The organism is Plantactinospora sonchi, assembly GCF_036422035.1.
Classification (GTDB): domain Bacteria; phylum Actinomycetota; class Actinomycetes; order Mycobacteriales; family Micromonosporaceae; genus Plantactinospora; species Plantactinospora sonchi.
Genome location: NZ_JAZGQK010000024.1, coordinates 37,963 through 54,622, shown reverse-complemented (window position 1 = coordinate 54,622; position 16,660 = coordinate 37,963). Strand labels below are relative to the sequence as shown.

14 protein-coding genes are annotated in these 16,660 nt (G+C 71.9%); 10 read left to right on the top strand and 4 right to left on the bottom strand.

The window, feature by feature from the left end; genetic code table 11:
* Nucleotides 1-16: 16 nt before the first annotated feature.
* Nucleotides 17-892, bottom strand: a complete 876-nt coding sequence (locus V1633_RS25970) for a 3-hydroxybutyrate dehydrogenase (RefSeq protein WP_331217020.1) — start codon at nucleotides 890-892, stop codon at nucleotides 17-19.
* A gap of 339 nt (nucleotides 893-1,231) precedes the next feature.
* On the opposite strand from V1633_RS25970, the gene ruvC reads away from it, so the two are divergent.
* The 8 genes from ruvC to V1633_RS25930 all read left to right on the top strand — a co-directional run bounded on the left by ruvC (nucleotide 1,232) and on the right by V1633_RS25930 (nucleotide 11,181).
* A complete protein-coding gene (gene ruvC / locus V1633_RS25965) occupies nucleotides 1,232-1,795 on the top strand; it encodes a crossover junction endodeoxyribonuclease RuvC (protein ID WP_331217102.1) in 564 nt (187 codons plus the stop codon).
* Nucleotides 1,792-2,394 carry a Holliday junction branch migration protein RuvA gene (gene ruvA / locus V1633_RS25960; RefSeq protein ID WP_331217019.1) on the top strand — a complete coding sequence of 201 codons (603 nt, stop codon included), beginning with the start codon at nucleotides 1,792-1,794 and terminating at the stop codon, nucleotides 2,392-2,394. The genes ruvC and ruvA overlap by 4 nt, the downstream gene beginning before the upstream one ends.
* Before the next feature lie 14 nt (nucleotides 2,395-2,408).
* Complete coding sequence (gene ruvB, locus V1633_RS25955) at nucleotides 2,409-3,512, top strand: Holliday junction branch migration DNA helicase RuvB (RefSeq protein ID WP_331217101.1); 1,104 nt, start codon at nucleotides 2,409-2,411, stop codon at nucleotides 3,510-3,512.
* Between the two features lie 183 nt (nucleotides 3,513-3,695).
* Complete coding sequence (gene yajC / locus V1633_RS25950) at nucleotides 3,696-3,989, top strand: preprotein translocase subunit YajC (RefSeq protein ID WP_331217100.1); 294 nt, start codon at nucleotides 3,696-3,698, stop codon at nucleotides 3,987-3,989.
* A 156-nt stretch (nucleotides 3,990-4,145) separates the two neighbouring features.
* The gene (gene secD, locus V1633_RS25945; protein WP_331217018.1) at nucleotides 4,146-6,047 is read left to right on the top strand and encodes a protein translocase subunit SecD; all 1,902 of its coding nucleotides are present in this window, start codon (nucleotides 4,146-4,148) and stop codon (nucleotides 6,045-6,047) included.
* Nucleotide 6,048: 1 nt separating this feature from the next.
* Nucleotides 6,049-7,290 carry a protein translocase subunit SecF gene (gene secF, locus V1633_RS25940; protein WP_331217017.1) on the top strand — a complete coding sequence of 414 codons (1,242 nt, stop codon included), beginning with the start codon at nucleotides 6,049-6,051 and terminating at the stop codon, nucleotides 7,288-7,290.
* A 214-nt stretch (nucleotides 7,291-7,504) separates the two neighbouring features.
* Nucleotides 7,505-8,068, top strand: a complete 564-nt coding sequence (locus V1633_RS25935) for an adenine phosphoribosyltransferase (protein WP_331217016.1) — start codon at nucleotides 7,505-7,507, stop codon at nucleotides 8,066-8,068.
* A gap of 740 nt (nucleotides 8,069-8,808) precedes the next feature.
* Nucleotides 8,809-11,181, top strand: a complete 2,373-nt coding sequence (locus V1633_RS25930) for a RelA/SpoT family protein (protein WP_407952114.1) — start codon at nucleotides 8,809-8,811, stop codon at nucleotides 11,179-11,181.
* Nucleotides 11,182-11,196: 15 nt separating this feature from the next.
* Here the strand turns inward: V1633_RS25930 and V1633_RS25925 are convergent, their stop codons facing one another.
* From V1633_RS25925 to V1633_RS25915, 3 genes are all read right to left on the bottom strand, one after another.
* Nucleotides 11,197-12,162: a hypothetical protein gene (locus V1633_RS25925; protein WP_331217015.1), complete on the bottom strand. Its 966-nt coding sequence runs from the start codon at nucleotides 12,160-12,162 to the stop codon at nucleotides 11,197-11,199.
* 74 nt (nucleotides 12,163-12,236) lie between these two features.
* Complete coding sequence (locus V1633_RS25920) at nucleotides 12,237-13,070, bottom strand: peptidylprolyl isomerase (protein ID WP_331217014.1); 834 nt, start codon at nucleotides 13,068-13,070, stop codon at nucleotides 12,237-12,239.
* Between the two features lie 75 nt (nucleotides 13,071-13,145).
* Entirely contained in the window at nucleotides 13,146-14,126 is a 981-nt protein-coding gene (locus V1633_RS25915) for a peptidylprolyl isomerase (RefSeq protein WP_331217013.1), read from the bottom strand.
* 289 nt (nucleotides 14,127-14,415) lie between these two features.
* On the opposite strand from V1633_RS25915, the gene V1633_RS25910 reads away from it, so the two are divergent.
* Together V1633_RS25910 and hisS are read left to right on the top strand one after the other, a co-directional pair.
* Nucleotides 14,416-15,171 (top strand): MBL fold metallo-hydrolase, encoded by a 756-nt coding sequence (locus V1633_RS25910; RefSeq protein ID WP_331217098.1) that lies wholly within the window; start codon nucleotides 14,416-14,418, stop codon nucleotides 15,169-15,171.
* 48 nt (nucleotides 15,172-15,219) lie between these two features.
* Nucleotides 15,220-16,572, top strand: coding sequence for a histidine--tRNA ligase (gene hisS / locus V1633_RS25905; RefSeq protein ID WP_331217012.1), 1,353 nt, complete (start codon nucleotides 15,220-15,222; stop codon nucleotides 16,570-16,572).
* The last annotated feature ends 88 nt before the right edge of the window (nucleotides 16,573-16,660 follow it).

Here is a 16,660-nt window from a genome sequence, read left to right as displayed (position 1 = left end):
TGCGTGACACCCCGGGTCAGTTCGCCGTCCAGCCCCCGTCGAGGGGGATCGAGGCGCCGGTGATGAACGCGGCGGCGGGGGAGCACAGGTAGGCGAGCAGTTCGGCGACCTCCTCCGGCTCGATCAGGCGCTTGATCGCCGCCCGGGCCAGCATGATCTTCTCGACCACCTCGTCCTCGGCGATGCCGTGCCGCGCCGCCTGCGCCGCGATCTGCCCCTCCACCAGCGGGGTACGCACGTACGCCGGGTTGACGCAGTTGGCGGTCACCCCGTGCGCCGCGCCCTCCAGGGCGACGACCTTGGAGAGTCCCTCCAGTGCGTGCTTCGCCGACACGTACGCCGACTTGTACGCCGAGGCGCGCAGCCCGTGCACGGAGGAGATGTTGACGACCCGGCCCCAGCCGCCCGCGTACATGTGCGGCAGTGCCCGGCGGACGAGCCGGAACGGCGCCTCCACCATCACCCGGTGCAGGTGGGCGAAGCGGTCCGGCGGGAACTCGTCGACCGGGGCGACGTGCTGCAGTCCGGCGTTGTTGACGACGACGTCGACCTCGGCGTCGATCTCGGCGACGGCCCGTGGGTCGGACAGGTCGGCGGCGACCGCCCGGCCGCCGATCTGCGCGGCGACCGCCTCGGCCCGGTCGGCGTCCAGGTCGACCACGGTGACCGCCGCACCGGCCGCGGCCAGTCGGACGGCGCAGGCCCGGCCGATTCCGCTGCCGCCGCCGGTGACCAGTGCGGTGCGCCCGGACAGGTCCAGGCGTACGACGTTCGGGACGATCGCCGTGAGCTGGTCCGCCGACCGGTCGCCGGCGTCGTCCGGGCCCGCCGCCTCGGGCCGCTGCTCCCGCCACTGCGCGGGCTGGCCGTCCGGCCCGGGTTCTACCGTCATGGCGCAAGAAGCTACGAGTTCCCCGGTCGGCCGCACATGGGCGTCGGACACATACTCCGGTCCCTGGTTATGTGGCGAACCGGGCGGTACGGCAGTGTGTCGGGTGGTGCCGCTGGGGCGGGCGTGTCGCCGTTCCGGGCGTCGGTGCCGGCCGTTAGGGTGTCGAACACACGTACGTGTTGTGGCAGGGGAGGGGGCGGCGTGCGGGCGGATGGCGCGCGTAGCGACGGCGCGCGTGCCGACGACACGCGTGCGCTCGGCCCGCAGGGGGCCAGCCCGCAGGGGGCCAGCGCGCGGACCGACGGCGTGCGCGCGGCCGGTGGCCCGCGGGCGAAGGGCGTGCGGGTGCTCGGCATCGACCCGGGACTGACCCGGTGCGGGGTCGGCGTGGTCGAGGGAATGCCCGGTCGGCCCTGCGCCCTGGTCGCCTACTACGTCGTCTACACGGATCCCGGGGACGAACTGCCACTGCGGCTGCTGCACCTGGACACCGCGCTGACCGCGTTGGTGGCCGAGCACCGACCGCAGAGCGTCGCGGTGGAACGGGTCTTCAGCCAGCACAACGTGCGGACGGTGATGGGCACCGCCCAGGCGAGCGCGGTGGCCGTACTGGCCGGTGCCCGGGCGGGACTGCCGGTGCAGACGTACACCCCGAGTGAGGTGAAGGCGGCGGTGACCGGGTCGGGGCAGGCCGACAAGGCGCAGGTGACCGCGATGGTCACCCGGTTGCTGCGGCTGGACGCCCCGCCCCGGCCGGCGGACGCGGCGGACGCCCTGGCACTGGCCATCTGCCACATCTGGCGGGGCGGCACCCGGGCCAGGCTGTCGGCGGCGGCCGGTGCCGCGCGGCACGGGCTGACCACACGGCGGCCGGGTACCCGGCGACAGGGAGGAGCGGCATGATCGCCAGTGTGCGTGGAGTGGTCGCCGGATTGTCCCCGGACAGTGCGGTGATCGAGGTCGGTGGGGTGGGGCTGGCGGTGCAGTGCGCGCCGGGCACCCTGGCCGGTCTGCGGGTGGGCTCGCCGGCCCGGCTCGCCACCAGCCTGGTCGTCCGGGAGGACTCGCTGACCCTGTACGGCTTCGCCGACGACGAAGAGAAGCAGCTCTTCGAGTTGCTGCAGACCGCCAGCGGGGTCGGCCCCCGGCTGGCCCAGGCGGTGCTCGCCGTGCACACACCGGACACGGTGCGCCGGGCGATCGCGGGTGGCGACACCGCCACCCTGACCAGGGTGCCGGGGATCGGCAAGAAGGGCGCCGAACGGCTGGTGCTGGAGCTGCGGGACCGGATCGGGCCGGTGGCGGTCGGTCCGGACGGCGCGGCCGGGGTCACCGCCGGGGCCTGGACCGAGCAGGTTCGCCAGGCGCTGGTCGGGCTCGGCTGGACGGCCGCCCAGGCGGACCAGGCGGTGGCCGCGGTCGCCGAGACCGTCGACGGCGAGGTCCCGCCGGTGCCCGTGCTGCTCAAGCAGGCCATCCGACTGCTCGGTAAGACCCGATGACAGAGCCGGGGGAGATGACCGACTGGTCCGGTGGTTACGGTCCCGGGGACGGCGAGCCGGGCGAGGGACTGGTCTCGGCGTACGCCAGTGACGCGGAACGGGACGCGGAGGTCAGCGTCCGCCCGAAGCGGCTGGCCGACTTCATCGCCCAGCACCGGGTACGCGACCAGCTCGACCTGCTGCTTCAGGGCGCGATGGGCCGGGGCACCCCGCCGGACCACATCCTGCTCTCCGGCCCGCCCGGCCTGGGCAAGACCACCCTGGCCAACATCGTCGCGGCCGAGTTGGGGGCGGGGATCCGGGTCACCAGCGGTCCGGCGATCGAACGCTCCGGCGACCTGGCGGCGATCCTGACCAGCCTCGCCGAGGGTGACGTCCTGTTCATCGACGAGATCCACCGGATCGCGAAGCCGGCCGAGGAACTGCTCTACAGCGCGATGGAGGACTTCCGGGTCGACGTGGTGGTCGGCAAGGGACCGGGCGCGACCGCGATCCCGCTGGACGTGGAACCGTTCACCCTGGTCGGCGCGACCACCCGGTCCGGCCTGCTCACCGGGCCGATGCGGGACCGGTTCGGTTTCGTGGCGCACCTCGACTTCTACTCCCCGGACGAGCTGGACGCCCTGCTGCAGCGCTCGGCCCGGATTCTCGGGGTGCCGATCACCGAGGAGGGCTCGGCGGAGATCGCCGGCCGGTCCCGGGGCACGCCCCGGATCGCCAACCGGCTGCTGCGCCGGGTGCGCGACTTCGCCGAGGTCCGGGCCGACGGCACGGTCACCCGGGAGACCGCGCGGGCGGCGCTCCAGGTGTACGACGTCGACGAGCTGGGTCTCGACCGGCTGGACCGGGCGGTGCTGACCGCGCTGGTCGACTCGTTCCGGGGCGGCCCGGTGGGGCTCTCCACGCTGGCGGTGGCGGTGGGGGAGCAGCCGGACACCGTGGAGGAGGTCTGCGAGCCGTTCCTGGTCCGGGCCGGGCTGCTGGCGCGTACACCCCGGGGGCGGGTGGCGACCGCGTCCGGATGGCGTCACTTGGGGCGTACGCCCCCGAATGGTACATTTGGCGCTGGAACACCGTCGGCACCCGACCTGTTCACCGCCGGAGCCTCCGACCCGTGACCGGAACGTGATCCGTACCGCATTCGGTGATTCTCAGGCGCAGGGACTAGACTCGCCGCGGTTTGACAGGACGTGAGATCCTGCCTCCGCTCCGGCATTCCCGTGTCGCGACGAGGCCGATGGGAAGGTCATAAAACAGTGCCTTTGGCAGCACAGAACAGTGGCGGCGGGCTCGGCGGTCTGATGCCGATCCTCATGATCGTCCTGCTCTTTGGCGTCATGTACTTCATGATGATCCGGCCGCAGCAGAAGCGGCGTCGTGAGGCGGAGCAGATGCAGTCCGCACTCTCCGCCGGCGACGAGGTGGTCACCATCGGTGGCCTCTACGGCACGGTCACCGGGGTTGACGACGAGACCGTGATGATCGAGGTTGCGCCCGGTGTGCAGACCCGGTACGCGCGGCCGGCGATCGCCCGGGTCGTCAAGCAGGTGGAGCGGGTCGAGCAGGTGCCGGACGAGGTCGAAGTCAAGGAGTGAGCGACCCGGACGACGGGGCAGCCTTGGCATCGAAGATAATGGATAACCGTGCCGGTGGGAGGTCCTACCGGTGCGGTACGTACGTCGCCGGACAGGCCGGCGCCCGACCCGCCGCCCACAACTAGCGGCCGAACCGCGCAGGGAGACAGGACAACCGTGGCACCACCTCAGGGACAGATGCGACCCGGGCGGCAGATTGCCGTACTCGGGTTCATCTTCGTCGTCCTATACCTTCTGGTGTTCTTCGCCGCAGGCGCCCAGGGCAGTTGGACCGACCGGCTCCATCCGAAGCTCGGCCTGGACCTCGTCGGCGGGACCCGGATGACCCTGGAGGCGGCCACCGAGGCCGGCCAGGCGCCGCCGGCGGAGGCGCTGGAGGAGGCGCGGCAGATCATCCAGGCGCGGGTCGACGGCCGTGGCGTCGCCGAGGCCGAGGTCGTCACCGAGGGCAACCGCAACATCGTGATCTCGGTGCCCGGCCAGAACGCCGACCTCGGTGACATCGGTACGCCGGCCGAGTTGCGGTTCCGCAAGGTGCTCAAGACCGCCGACGGCGGTGGCCCGGTGACGGCGCCGACCCCGGGCGCCAGCGGCAGCCCGGCGCCGTCCGGCAGCCCCAACCCGTCCGCCAGCGTCGCGCCGTCCGGCAGCCCCAAGCCGGCCGTGACCGGGTCGCCGGGAGCCGGCGGTGGCCAGGGTGGTGGCGCGCCCGCCTCCCCGTCGCCCAGTGCCTCGGCCACGCCGACGCCGACCGCCTCGGCGAGCGCGCCGGCGACCGATCCGGAGAACCAGACGCTGGACCAGCAGCGGGCCGCGGTGGAGCAGAAGGTGGGCGCGGAGGCCTGGGCCGCGGCGAACGGTCTGCAGGCCCCGGCGGACTTCAGTGCCGACCCGGCGCTCGCCGCGAAGCTCGCGCCGTTCGCGGACCTGACCCCGGCGGAGATCCGGGTCCTGCCGCCGAACATCCAGTTCAACGTCCCGACGATCACCTGCGCGAAGCTGGACCAGCGGGCGCCGGGTTCGATCAAGGACGAGAAGCAGCAGGTGGTGGCCTGCGAGGGCGGCCAAATCAAGAACTTCCTCGACGTGGCGAAGGTGCTCGGCACCGACGTGGCGGACGCCGACGGCGTGCTCGACCAGCAGAGCAGCCAGTGGGTGGTCAGCCTGGACTTCACCGATGACGGTCAGACCAAGTGGACCAACCTGACCCGGGAGGCGTTCAACAACGACGGCGGGGCCTGCGACCAGGGCGCCCTCGGCGACGAGGGTCGTTGCCGGGTGGCCGTGGTGCTGGACAACGGCATCATCTCCTCGCCGGAGATCCAGGGCGTGCTCACCGGTGACTCCCAGATCACCGGCAGCTTCAACGCCGCCAGCGCGAACGACCTGGCCAGCCAGTTGCGCTACGGCGCGTTGCCGCTGACCTTCCAGCCGCAGGAGGCGCAGAACATCACCGCGACCCTGGGCACGGAGCAGTTGCGGGCGGGTCTGCTGGCCGCCGGCGTCGGCATGCTGCTGGTGATCATCTATGCGTTCTTCTACTACCGGCTGCTCGGCTCGGTGATCTTCTTCAGCCTGCTGCTCTCCGCCGTGCTGGTCTTCGGCGCGCTGGTGCTGCTCGGCCGGCAGATCGGGTTCACCCTGACGTTGGCCGGAATCGCCGGCTTCATCGTCTCCCTCGGTGTCGCCGCCGACTCCTTCGTCATCTACTTCGAACGTCTGAAGGACGAGATCCGGGAGGGTCGGAGTCCGCGCAGCGCGGTACCCCGGGCCTGGGCGCGGGCCCGCCGGACGATCATCTCGGCGAACGCGATCTCGATCATGGCCGCCGTGGTGCTCTACCTCGTCTCGGTCGGCACCGTGAAGGGCTTCGCCTTCGCGCTCGGTCTGGCCACCATTCTCGACCTGGTTGTCGTCTTCCTGTTCCGGCACCCGATCATGACGATGTTCGCGCGCACCCCGGCGTTCCTCTCGCCGAGGGTCAGCGGACTCGGCCGGGCGCTGCAGTCCAGCGACGACGAGAACCAGCCCGGCAAGCCGCGCGTGAAGGAGGCCTGAGATGAGCAGGAGTGGTCTTGCCAGCCGCTTGTACCGCGGTGAGGCCGGTCTCCAGATCGTTCCCCGCCGCAAGCTCTGGTTCGGCATCTCCGGTGGCCTGGTGCTGCTGGCCGTGCTGAGCTTCGTGCTGCAGGGGTTCAGCCTGGGCATCGAGTTCAAGGGCGGCAACGAGTTCCAGGTGCCGACCAGCGTCGGCACCATGGAGCGGGCCGAGGCGGCGGTCGAGGCGGCGCTCGCCGACGAGTCGACCGCGGACGGGCCGGCCCACGTGGTCTCCAGCCAGCAGGTCGGTGGGGGGAACGGAAACTATCTGTTCCGGACCACACCGCTGGACCAGCAGCAGGCCGACGACGTCCGGGCCGAGATCGCCCAGGAGGTTGGCCTCCCGGTCGAGCGGATCAGCGACAGCCGGGTCAGCTCCGCCTGGGGCGGCCAGGTCACCGAACGGGCCCTGATCGGTCTGGTGATCTTCCTGGTGCTGGTATCCGCGTACCTGGTGGTCCGGTTCGAGATCCGGATGGCGGTCGCCGCGATCGCGGGCCTCGCCCTCGACCTGGTGCTCACCGCCGGCATCTACTCGGCGGTCGGCTTCGAGGTCACCCCCTCGACCATCGTCGGCTTCCTCACCATCCTCGGTTTTGCCCTGTACGACACGGTCGTGGTCTTCGACAAGATCCAGGAGAACACCCGGGGCATCACCGGCGGCAGTACGCAGACCTACCCCGAGGCGGCCAACCTGGCGCTGAACCAGACCCTGATGCGGTCGATCAACACCTCGGTGGTCGCCCTGCTGCCGGTCGGTGGTCTGCTCTTCATCGGTGCCGGCCTGCTCGGCGCCGGCACGCTGAAGGACCTCGGCCTGGTGCTCTTCGTCGGTATGGGCGCCGCGTTCTTCTCGTCGATCTTCCTGGCCACCCCGTTGCTCGTCAGCCTCAAGGAGCGGGAGCCGAGGATCAGGACGCACACCCAGCGGGTCCTCGCCCGTCGGGCGGGTGCCGGGCGCGACGGTGCGGTGCGCCGCCCGTCCCGGCAGCCCGGCCAGCCGCGCCCGGCCGAGTCGGCCGACGCGTCGGTGGAGGAGGAGCCGGTCACGGCCGAAACCTCGGCGGAGGTCGACCAGGCCGCCCTGGCCGCCGCCGCCCCGAAGGTCGGAGCCCGACCCACGGTGGGCAAGCGTTCCGGCTCCGCCGGGGCACGGGGTGGGCGTTCCGGCGGTAACCGGCCGGGCGGCAAGCGGCGCTGAACCGGTCACGCCGACCGCCGTCCGTGGCGGGCGCGCGACGCGCTGAACGCGACATCAAGGGCGTCCGCCGGGCCATCCAGGTGGCCCGGCGGCCGCCCCCGGCTGAAATGCCCCACCCCGGGGGGGGGGGCCGCGGGGCGCGCCGCCGCCGGGGCGGCGCCGCGCGGCCCCCCGGGCGCCCCCCCCCCACGCCTCCGCATGAAAGGACACACCCGTGACGGAGAGCCCCAGCGAGGCACGCGGCGACAGCGGTCCCCTGACCGCCCAGTTGGTCGCCAGCCGGGTGTTGGACGTGCCCGACTTCCCCAAACCGGGCATCCTCTTCAAGGACCTCATGCCGCTCTTCGCCGACGGCGCGGTGTTCCGTGAGGTGATCGACGGCATCGTCGAGCACCACGGCCGCGACTCGTTCGACACGGTGGTGGGGATCGAGGCGCGGGGTTTCGTGGTGGCCGCGGCCATCGCGTACGCGACCGGGGTCGGTGTGGTGCCGGTGCGCAAGGCCGGCAAGCTGCCCCGCCCCGCCTACACCGCCTCGTACGCCCTGGAGTACGGCGAGGCGACGCTGGAGGTGCACCAGGACGCCTTCACCGCCGGGCACCGGGTACTGGTGGTGGACGACGTACTCGCCACCGGTGGGACCGCGCAGGCGACGCTGGAACTGGTCGAGCGGGCCGGCGGCACCGTGGCCGGCTTCACCGTGCTGCTCGAACTGAGCTTCCTGAAGGGCCGGGAACGGCTGGCGCCGAGGCCGGTCCACGCCCTCCTAACCGTTTGATCCCCATTGACCGCCTCGACCGATCCGTACGTCCGGAGGACGGTCGCCGGGCCGGTGGGACGGGTACGATTGCCGTTCGTGGTCGAGCGCCGTGACGTGCGCCCGGCTGGTGCGGGACGGGGTTGACCGGCTACGGTCGGCTCGTTCCCGGCGAGGTGTTGAGGAGGCCGGTGTCCCACGATGTCGCCCCTCCGGCGGAGGGTACGGTGCGTCCCACCAACGAAGCTGATGGTCCTGCCGACGCCGTGACCGGCACGGACGGTGTCGCCGCCCCGGCAGCGGGTCCCGCGCGTCCCGCGGCCGGCTCCAACGGGGCGCGGCGCGCCACCTCCGAGGGCGCTGACTCCGGTGTCGCCCCCGACGACCACCCGCCGAACGGTCCCGATGTGGCCGACGGTGGCTCCGCCTCCGACGGCTCTGGCGGTGGTACGACCGATCCGGTCGGTTCCGCGGGGTCCAGCGCCGGTTCGACCGGTTCTGGCGGATCCACTGTTGGTTCGTCCGGTACGGCGGGCACAACTGCGCCGAGTCCCGTCTCGGCGGGTTCCGAGGCGCCGGTGCCCTCGACCGGTCCGGCCCGTGCCGGCCTGCCGGGTGCCGGCCCGGCCGGTACGGACGCGTCCAGCGCCGGTCCGGCGGGCCAGGCGGTGCCGCATGCCGGCACTGCCGACGCGGGCGCACCGGGTGCCGGTTCGACCGGCTCCGTGACGCTGAGCGGCGGCACGACCGGCAACGGGACCGTGCCGGCGGTGGTCGGCCGCAACGGCGTCGCGACGCCGGGCCGCCCGGCGGTCGGCGACGAGATCCCGGGCGTCGCCGCCGACAGCCCGTCGTCCGCGTCGAGCTTCGCGTTCGCCAACGCCCCGACTGGTCGTCGGGTCCGTGCCCGGCTGGCCCGGTTCAACGCCCCGTGGCAGACGCCGCAGGTGAGCGAGGTGCTGGAGCCGCTGATCGCCACGCACCGGGCGTCCCACCCCAAGGCCGACGCCCGGCTGCTGCAGCGCGCCTTCGACATGGCCGCCCGGTGGCACTCCGGGCAGTACCGCAAGTCCGGCGACCCGTACATCACCCATCCGCTGGCGGTGGCCACGATCCTGGCCAACCTGGGCATGGACACCACCACCCTGGTCGCGGCGTTGCTGCACGACACCATCGAGGACACCGACTACGGCCTGGAGCAGATGCGGGTCGACTTCGGCGCCGAGGTCGCCCTGCTGGTCGACGGCGTCACCAAGCTCGACAAGGTGAAGCTCGGGGACGCGGCCAAGGCGGAAACGATCCGCAAGATGGTGGTCGCGATGGCCAAGGACCCCCGGGTCCTGGTCATCAAGCTGGCCGACCGGCTACACAACATGCGTACCCTGACCTTCCTGCCGGTGACGAAGCGGGAGCAGAAGGCCAAGGAGACCCTGGAGATCCTCGCCCCGCTGGCCCACCGGCTGGGTATGAACACCATCAAGTGGGAGTTGGAGGACCTGGCCTTCGCCAACCTCTTCCCCAAGCGGTACGAGGAGATCAACCGGCTGATCGGCGAGCACCAGCCGCAGCGGGAGGCACTGCTTCGCCAGGTGACCCAGAAGGTGCAGGTCGACCTGCGATCCGCCAAGATCAAGGCAGAGGTGACCGGGCGACCGAAGCACCTCTACTCGATCTACCAGAAGATGATCGTCCGGGGTCGGGACTTCAACGACATCTACGACCTGGTCGGCGTACGCATCCTGGTCGACACGGTGCGCGACTGCTACGCGGCACTCGGTGTGATCCACGCGAACTGGCAGCCTGTTCCGGGCCGGTTCAAGGACTACATCGCGATGCCGAAGTTCAACATGTACCAGTCGCTGCACACCACGGTCATCGGGCCGAGCGGCAAGCCGGTCGAGATGCAGATCCGGACGTACGCCATGCACCGCACGGCCGAGTTCGGTATCGCCGCGCACTGGAAGTACAAGGAGAAGAAGGGCGAGACGGTCGTCGGCCCGCCGGCCCACATCGACGAGATGACGTGGCTGCGGCAGCTGCTGGACTGGCAGCGCGAGGCGGCGGACCCGAGCGAGTTCCTCGACGCGCTCCGCTTCGACCTCTCCAGCCAGGAGGTCTACGTCTTCACCCCCAAGGGGGACGTGATCCCGCTGCCGACCGGTTCGACGCCGGTGGACTTCGCCTACGCGGTGCACACCGAGGTCGGGCACAAGTGCATCGGCGCGCGGGTGAACGGCAAGCTCGTCCCGCTCGAGTCGACACTTTCCAACGGCGACGTGATCGAGATCTTCACCTCGAAGTCGGACACCGCCGGTCCGACCCAGGACTGGCTGGGCTTCGTCAAGAGTCCGCGCGCCCGGACGAAGATCCGGCAGTACTTCAACAAGGAACGCCGCGAGGAGGCGATCGAGGCCGGCAAGGACGCGATCGTCAAGGCGATGCGCAAGCAGGGCATGCCGTTGCAGCGGATGCTGACCACGGACAACCTGATGACCATCGCCCGGGACCTGCACCTGGCCGACGTCGCCTCGCTCTACGCCGCGGTGGGGGACAGCCAGGTCTCCGCCCAGTCGGTCGTGCAGAAGCTGATGGCCGGGTACGGTGGCGAGGAGGGCGCGGCCGAGGATCTCGCCGAGACCGCCGTCGCCACCCGTCCGCCGCGACGCTCCGGCGGAAGCGGCGACCCGGGCGTGGTGGTCCGTGGGGTCAGCGACGTCTGGATCAAGCTCGCCCGATGCTGCACGCCGGTCCCGCCGGACTCGGTCTTCGGCTTCGTCACCCGCTCCGGCGGGGTGAGCGTGCACCGCGACGACTGCGCCAACGCCGAGGAACTGCGGGTGCAGAGCGAGCGGATCGTCGAGGTCAGTTGGCGGCTCACCTCCGCGTCGACGTTCCTGGTCGCGATCCAGGTCGAGGCGCTGGACCGGCACAAGCTGCTCGCCGACGTCACCCGGGTGCTCTCCGACGAGCGGGTCAACATCCTCTCCGCGACCGTCACCACCACCCGGGACCGGGTGGCGGTGAGCCGGTTCAGCTTCGAGATGGCCGACCCGAAGCACCTCGGGCACCTGCTCGCCGCGGTGCGCAAGGTCGACGGGGTCTTCGACGCGTACCGGGTCACCTCGGGCGCCTGACGGCCGGGGTCGAAGCTAGTGGAGCGGTAGCAGCGGCCCGCCGTCGAGCACCCGCAACGCGGTCCGGGCCGCCTCCGCGAGGGTGCCGGCACGGGGGTTGACGCCGGCCTCGGGCCGGGCGTTACCCGCCGGCGGGGTCGGCGGTGCTCCCGCGGCGAACTCTTCGAGGCGGGCGCGGTCGATCGTGGCGAGCAGGTCACGGGCGGCATCCGTGGCCGGCGTCTCGACCTCCACCTCACACCACCACGCCGCGCTGACCAGGTCCCGTACCGCTGTCGGGTCCTCGGCCAGCAGGGTGCGGGCGGCGGCGACCACCTCGCCGGCGCGGCGCGCCGTTTCCGGTTCGACGGTGCGCGGCGGTCCGGCGCCGTCAGGGCCCTCGGACGCCCGGTCCAGCAGCGCCGTCAGCAGCCGGTCCCAGCGGGCCAGGCCGACGGCGTCGGCGAACGGCCGGCCGGCGAGGACCGCGAGCGCCGCCCGCGCCGCCCGCCCGGTCCGCTCGTCGGACGAACCGGCGAGCCGGGTCAGCGCCGCCCGGCTGGCCGGCGGTAGACCGTCGAGCACCCGGCGCAGGGCGGCCCAGGGGCTGACGCCGACCCGGAGCCAGACCCACTCGGCGGTCGCGACGACATCGACGACAAGCTCGGGCCGGGTCGCCAACTCGCCCGCCAGGAGGTCGAGCCCGGAGCACAGCCCGCCCTCCAGGTCCTGGGCGAGCAGCGTCCAGCGGGCGGCCTGGTCGCCGGGATCACGGGCAAGTCGTTCCTCGCAGTACCGGGACACCTTGTGCCAGGTCGCCCGTCCGTTCGTGTTCGCCCAGAACGGGTCGGTCCGGGGCAGCGCGTCGAGGTCGCGTACCACCGTTTCCACCGCGCGGACCAGCCGCGCGACGAAGTCGGGAGCGTCCACGGCGACGCCCTCCCGGCGTAGCTCCCGCAGAGACCGGGGCAGGTCGTCGGCGAGTGCCGGATGTCCGGACATGTGTCCGCCCCCTCCTGACACGCAAGCGCCCGGCACCGCGAACGCGGTGCCGGGCGCTTCCGAATACGGGTCGGTCAGCCGACCGGGGCGCCCATGGTCAGGCTCTTGATCACAACTTCCTTCTTCGGATGACCGCCGCCGGCCTGCTGGGCGAAGGCGCCGTCGTCACCGGCCGCGCCCACCTGCGAGACCAGGTCCAGACCCTGGGTGACCGTGCCGAGCACGGTGTACTGGGCGGGCAGTTCCGAGTCGCCGTAGACGATGAAGAACTGGCTGCCGCTGGTGCCGGGCTGGCCGGAGTTGGCCATCGCGATGACTCCGGCCGGGTACGGCGGGCGCTTGTCGGTCGGCAGGTTCTCCTCGGCGAACCGGTACGACGGACCACCGGTGCCGTCGGTCTCCTTCCACGCGCTGCCGGCGGCGACACTCGGGTCGCCGCACTGCAGCACCTGGAGCCCCTGGGTGACCAGGCGGTGGCACTTGGTGTTGTCGAAGAACTTCTTCTCGGCCAGGTGGCTGAAGCTGGCCGCGGTGCACGGAACCTCGTGCAGGTTGAGCTTGGCGGTGATCGGACCGAGGCTGGTGTCGATCGTCATGATCTGGCTGCCGGTGTTCTTCGCCGTGGTCGGCGGCAGCCCCACGTCCTTGGTCGTCGGGCTGCGCTGCTCGGCCGGGATCTCGGTCCAGTCACAGGTGGCGCCGGCCGCCTGGCTCCCGCCGGTCTCCTTGTCGTCACCGAGGCTCGCCACCAGCCAGACGGTGCCGGCGACCACCAGCAGCAACGCCACGCCCGCGCCGATACTGGCCTGGAGCTGCCGGCGCTTGCGGGCCGCGGCGGCCCGCTCGGCCATATCCCGTTCCAGCTTTGCCCGCGCCGCGGCGCGTTGCCGCTCTCTGGTGGACGTCACGGTGGCTCCTCCTGGACTATGTGCAGCTGCGCGGTGGGCGTCCGCGGCTGGGTGGTCTGGGGCGGTCTGGGGTGCTCAGGAAACTCCGGCAGCCGTCGGACTGGCCGAGGGCGACGCCGGTGGCGTGCTCGCCGGCGGTACCGCCGTCGGGTCGGTCGAGGACGGCTCGCCGACCGTGAGGCTCTGGATCACCACGTCGGTCTTCGGCTTCACCTTGCTGCCAGAACCATTGTCCACGGTCTCCAGGGCACCGATCTTCTTGATCACGTCGAGGCCGGCCGTGACGGTGCCCACCACCGAGTACTTCGGCTCGGCGGTGACGAAGTCCTTGAAGAAGATCAGGAACTGGCTGCCGTTGGCCCCCGGCGGGGTGCCGATCATCGCCACCGTGCCGGCCGGGTAGCGGGCGGACGCGGCGGTCGCCGACGGGCTCGGCGAGGGGCTGCCGGACGGGCTGGCCGAGGCGGTCGTGGTGGGGGTTCCGGACGGCTCGGCCGACGGGGTCGCCGAGGGGTCGTCCGCCGATCCGGCCGGCACGTTCTCGTCGAAGAAGGTGTACGTCGGACCGCCGAACCCGGTGTCGGTCGGGTCGCCGCAGCGCACCGCCCCCTCGGTGGTGATCTCGCTGCACTTGGTGTTGTCGAAGAAGGCCTTGCCGGCCAGGTGGGTGAAGCTGGCGGCGGCGCAGGGCGCCTTGGCGAGATCCAACTGGACCGTGACCGGCTCGCCCTGGTTGGTGGTGATCGTCATCGGGCGGGTGCCGGTGGTCGGGAGGTCGCGGGTGGGCGGCGTGCCGACGTCCTTCAGGTTCGTGTTGACCTGGGTGTCCTGCGTCGTCCAGGCGCAGACGTCCATGGCGGCCGGGTCGTTGGTCGGCTCGGAGTCGAAGCCGCCGAGTGCCCAGAACGAGCCGAGGGCGATCAGCAGCAGCGCCAGGGCGGAGCCGATACCGGCCCGGACCTGCCGCTTGCGCCGGGTCGAGGCCGCCCGCCGGGCCATCTGGCGGTCGAGCTTGGCCCGCGCCAGTTTGCGCTGCCGGTCCTTGCTGGAAGCCACCCGAGCTCCCCTTTCCATGTGCCCCTGGTCGTCGCCGACCTCTGGTCGCCGTACCCGATGTGTGCTGGCCGACAGCGTGCTCCGCCGTCGCGGCGTCAAGTGCGCCACGCCACACGCCCGCCAGAGTGTACGGGTACCGACTGGGAAAGTGTTGTACGAGGTCACCCCGAAACCATCGGAGATTATCACTGCCCCTCCGGCGGCCTCCCGGCCGGTGGATATGGTCGCGTCCGCGCGACCGGTGACGGATAGGGTGGGCGGAGCCAACCGTGAAGTGGAGGGAGCGGACGTGCTCGTCGCCGGCTTCCCCGCGGACGCCTTCGGCACCAACTGTTACGTGGTGGCCACCGCGCCCGGGGAACAGTGTGTCGTGGTCGACCCCGGCATCGGAGTCATCGATCAACTCGACGCGCTGCTGGCCGAGCATCGGCTGCGGCCGGCCGCCGTGCTGCTCACCCACGGCCACCTCGACCACACCTTCTCGGTCGCCCCGGTCTGCGGGGCCCGGGGGATCACCGCCTATGTGCACCCGGGCGACCGGGAGATGCTGGCCGATCCGGCCAAGGGGCTCTCCGCGGACCTGACCAGCCTGTTCGGTGGACGGCTGCCGTACGCCGAGCCGGAGGACGTCGCCGAGCTGACCGACGGGGCGACCCTGGCGCTGGCCGGGTTGGAGATCACCGTCGACCACGCACCGGGCCATACCGGCGGGTCGGTGCTGTTCCGGCTGCCGGGCGCGGGCCCGGCCGTCCGGTCCGACCTGCCCCTTCCACCTGGCGTGGACTGGGCGGCGGAGCAGATCTGCCTGGCGGGCGATGTCCTGTTCGCCGGTTCGATCGGCCGCACCGACCTGCCGGGCGGCAGCCTGCCGGCGATGCTGACGAGCCTGCGGGAGAAGATCCTCCCGCTCGCCGACGACACCGTCGTGCTGCCCGGCCACGGCCCCGCGACCTCCATCGGCCGCGAGCGGACGAGCAACCCGTACCTGATCGAGGTCGCAGACCTCGACGGGCCGAGTCGGGCGCCGTCCACCCGAGGCTGGTAATCCCCGCTCGCGCTCGTCGCGCGAGATCCGACAGGAGCACCGAGCATCATGAGCAAGCCACGACCGATCTCCGGTTTCCCGGAGTGGGCGCCGCCGCAGCGGATGATCGAGCAGTACGTCCTCGACCGCCTCCGGAGCACGTTCGAGCTGTACGGCTTCGCGCCGCTGGAGACCCGCGCGGTGGAGCCGCTGGAGCAGTTGCTGCGCAAGGGGGAGACCTCGAAGGAGGTCTACCTGATCAGCCGGTTGCAGGAGGAGGCGGGCGCCTCCGCCGGGGAGGGCAGCCTCGGGCTGCACTTCGACCTGACCGTGCCGTTCGCCCGCTACGTCCTGGAGAACGCCGGCAAACTCCAGTTCCCGTTCCGGCGCTACCAGATCCAGAAGGTGTGGCGGGGTGAGCGCCCGCAGGAGGGACGCTACCGGGAGTTCCTCCAGGCTGACATCGACGTCGTCGACCGGGACACCCTGCCTCCACACTACGAGGCCGAGATCCCGCTGGTGATCGGCGACGCGCTCGCCGGGCTGCCGATCGGCGGTACCGACGGACGGTTGCCGATCCTCATCCAGGTCAACAACCGCAAGGTCCTGGAGGGCTTCTACCGGGGCATCGGCCTGGCCGACCCGCTGGCCGCGCTGCGGGCGGTGGACCGGCTCGACCGGGTCGGCCCGGACGGGGTGACGAAGCTGCTGGCCGAGACCGCCGGGGCGACCGACGCGCAGGCCAAGGCATGCCTGGCGCTGGCCGAGATCTCCGCGACGGACCCGTCGTTCGCCGACGCGGTCCGCGCCCTCGGGGTGACCGACCCGCTGCTCGACGAGGGCCTCGCCGAACTGGTCGCGGTGATGGAGAACGCCAGCACCTACGCTCCCGGGCTCTGCGTGGCGGACCTGCGGATCGCCCGCGGACTGGACTACTACACCGGCACCGTCTACGAGACCCAGCTGCGCGGCTTCGAGCGGTTCGGCTCGGTCTGCTCCGGCGGCCGGTACGACAACCTGGCCAGCGACGAGAACGTCCGGTTCCCCGGGGTGGGCATCTCGATCGGGGTGACCCGACTGCTCGGCCTGCTCTTCGGCGCGAACGCGCTGACCATCTCCCGGAGCGTGCCGACCTGTGTGCTGGTGGCCCTGGTCGACGAGGAGCGGCGGGCGGAGAGCAACCGGATCGCCGACGCCCTGCGCCGGCGTGGCATTCCGACCGAGGTCGCCCCGTCCGCCGCCAAGTACGGCAAGCAGATCCGGTACGCCGAGCGGCGCGGCATCCCGTACGTCTGGTTCCCGGGTGGCGACGAGGGCACCGGTGACGAGGTGAAGGACATCCGCTCCGGTGAGCAGGTCGGGGCGGCGGCGGACGTCTGGCAGCCGCCCGCGGCCGATCTGCGTCCGACGATCGGCGGCTGAGCCGACGCGTACCCGGCCGGCTGGCGGGAGCGGCGCGTTCGGCGGTCGGTGCTGACGGGAGCGGCGCGTTCGGCGGTCGGTGGTGGCG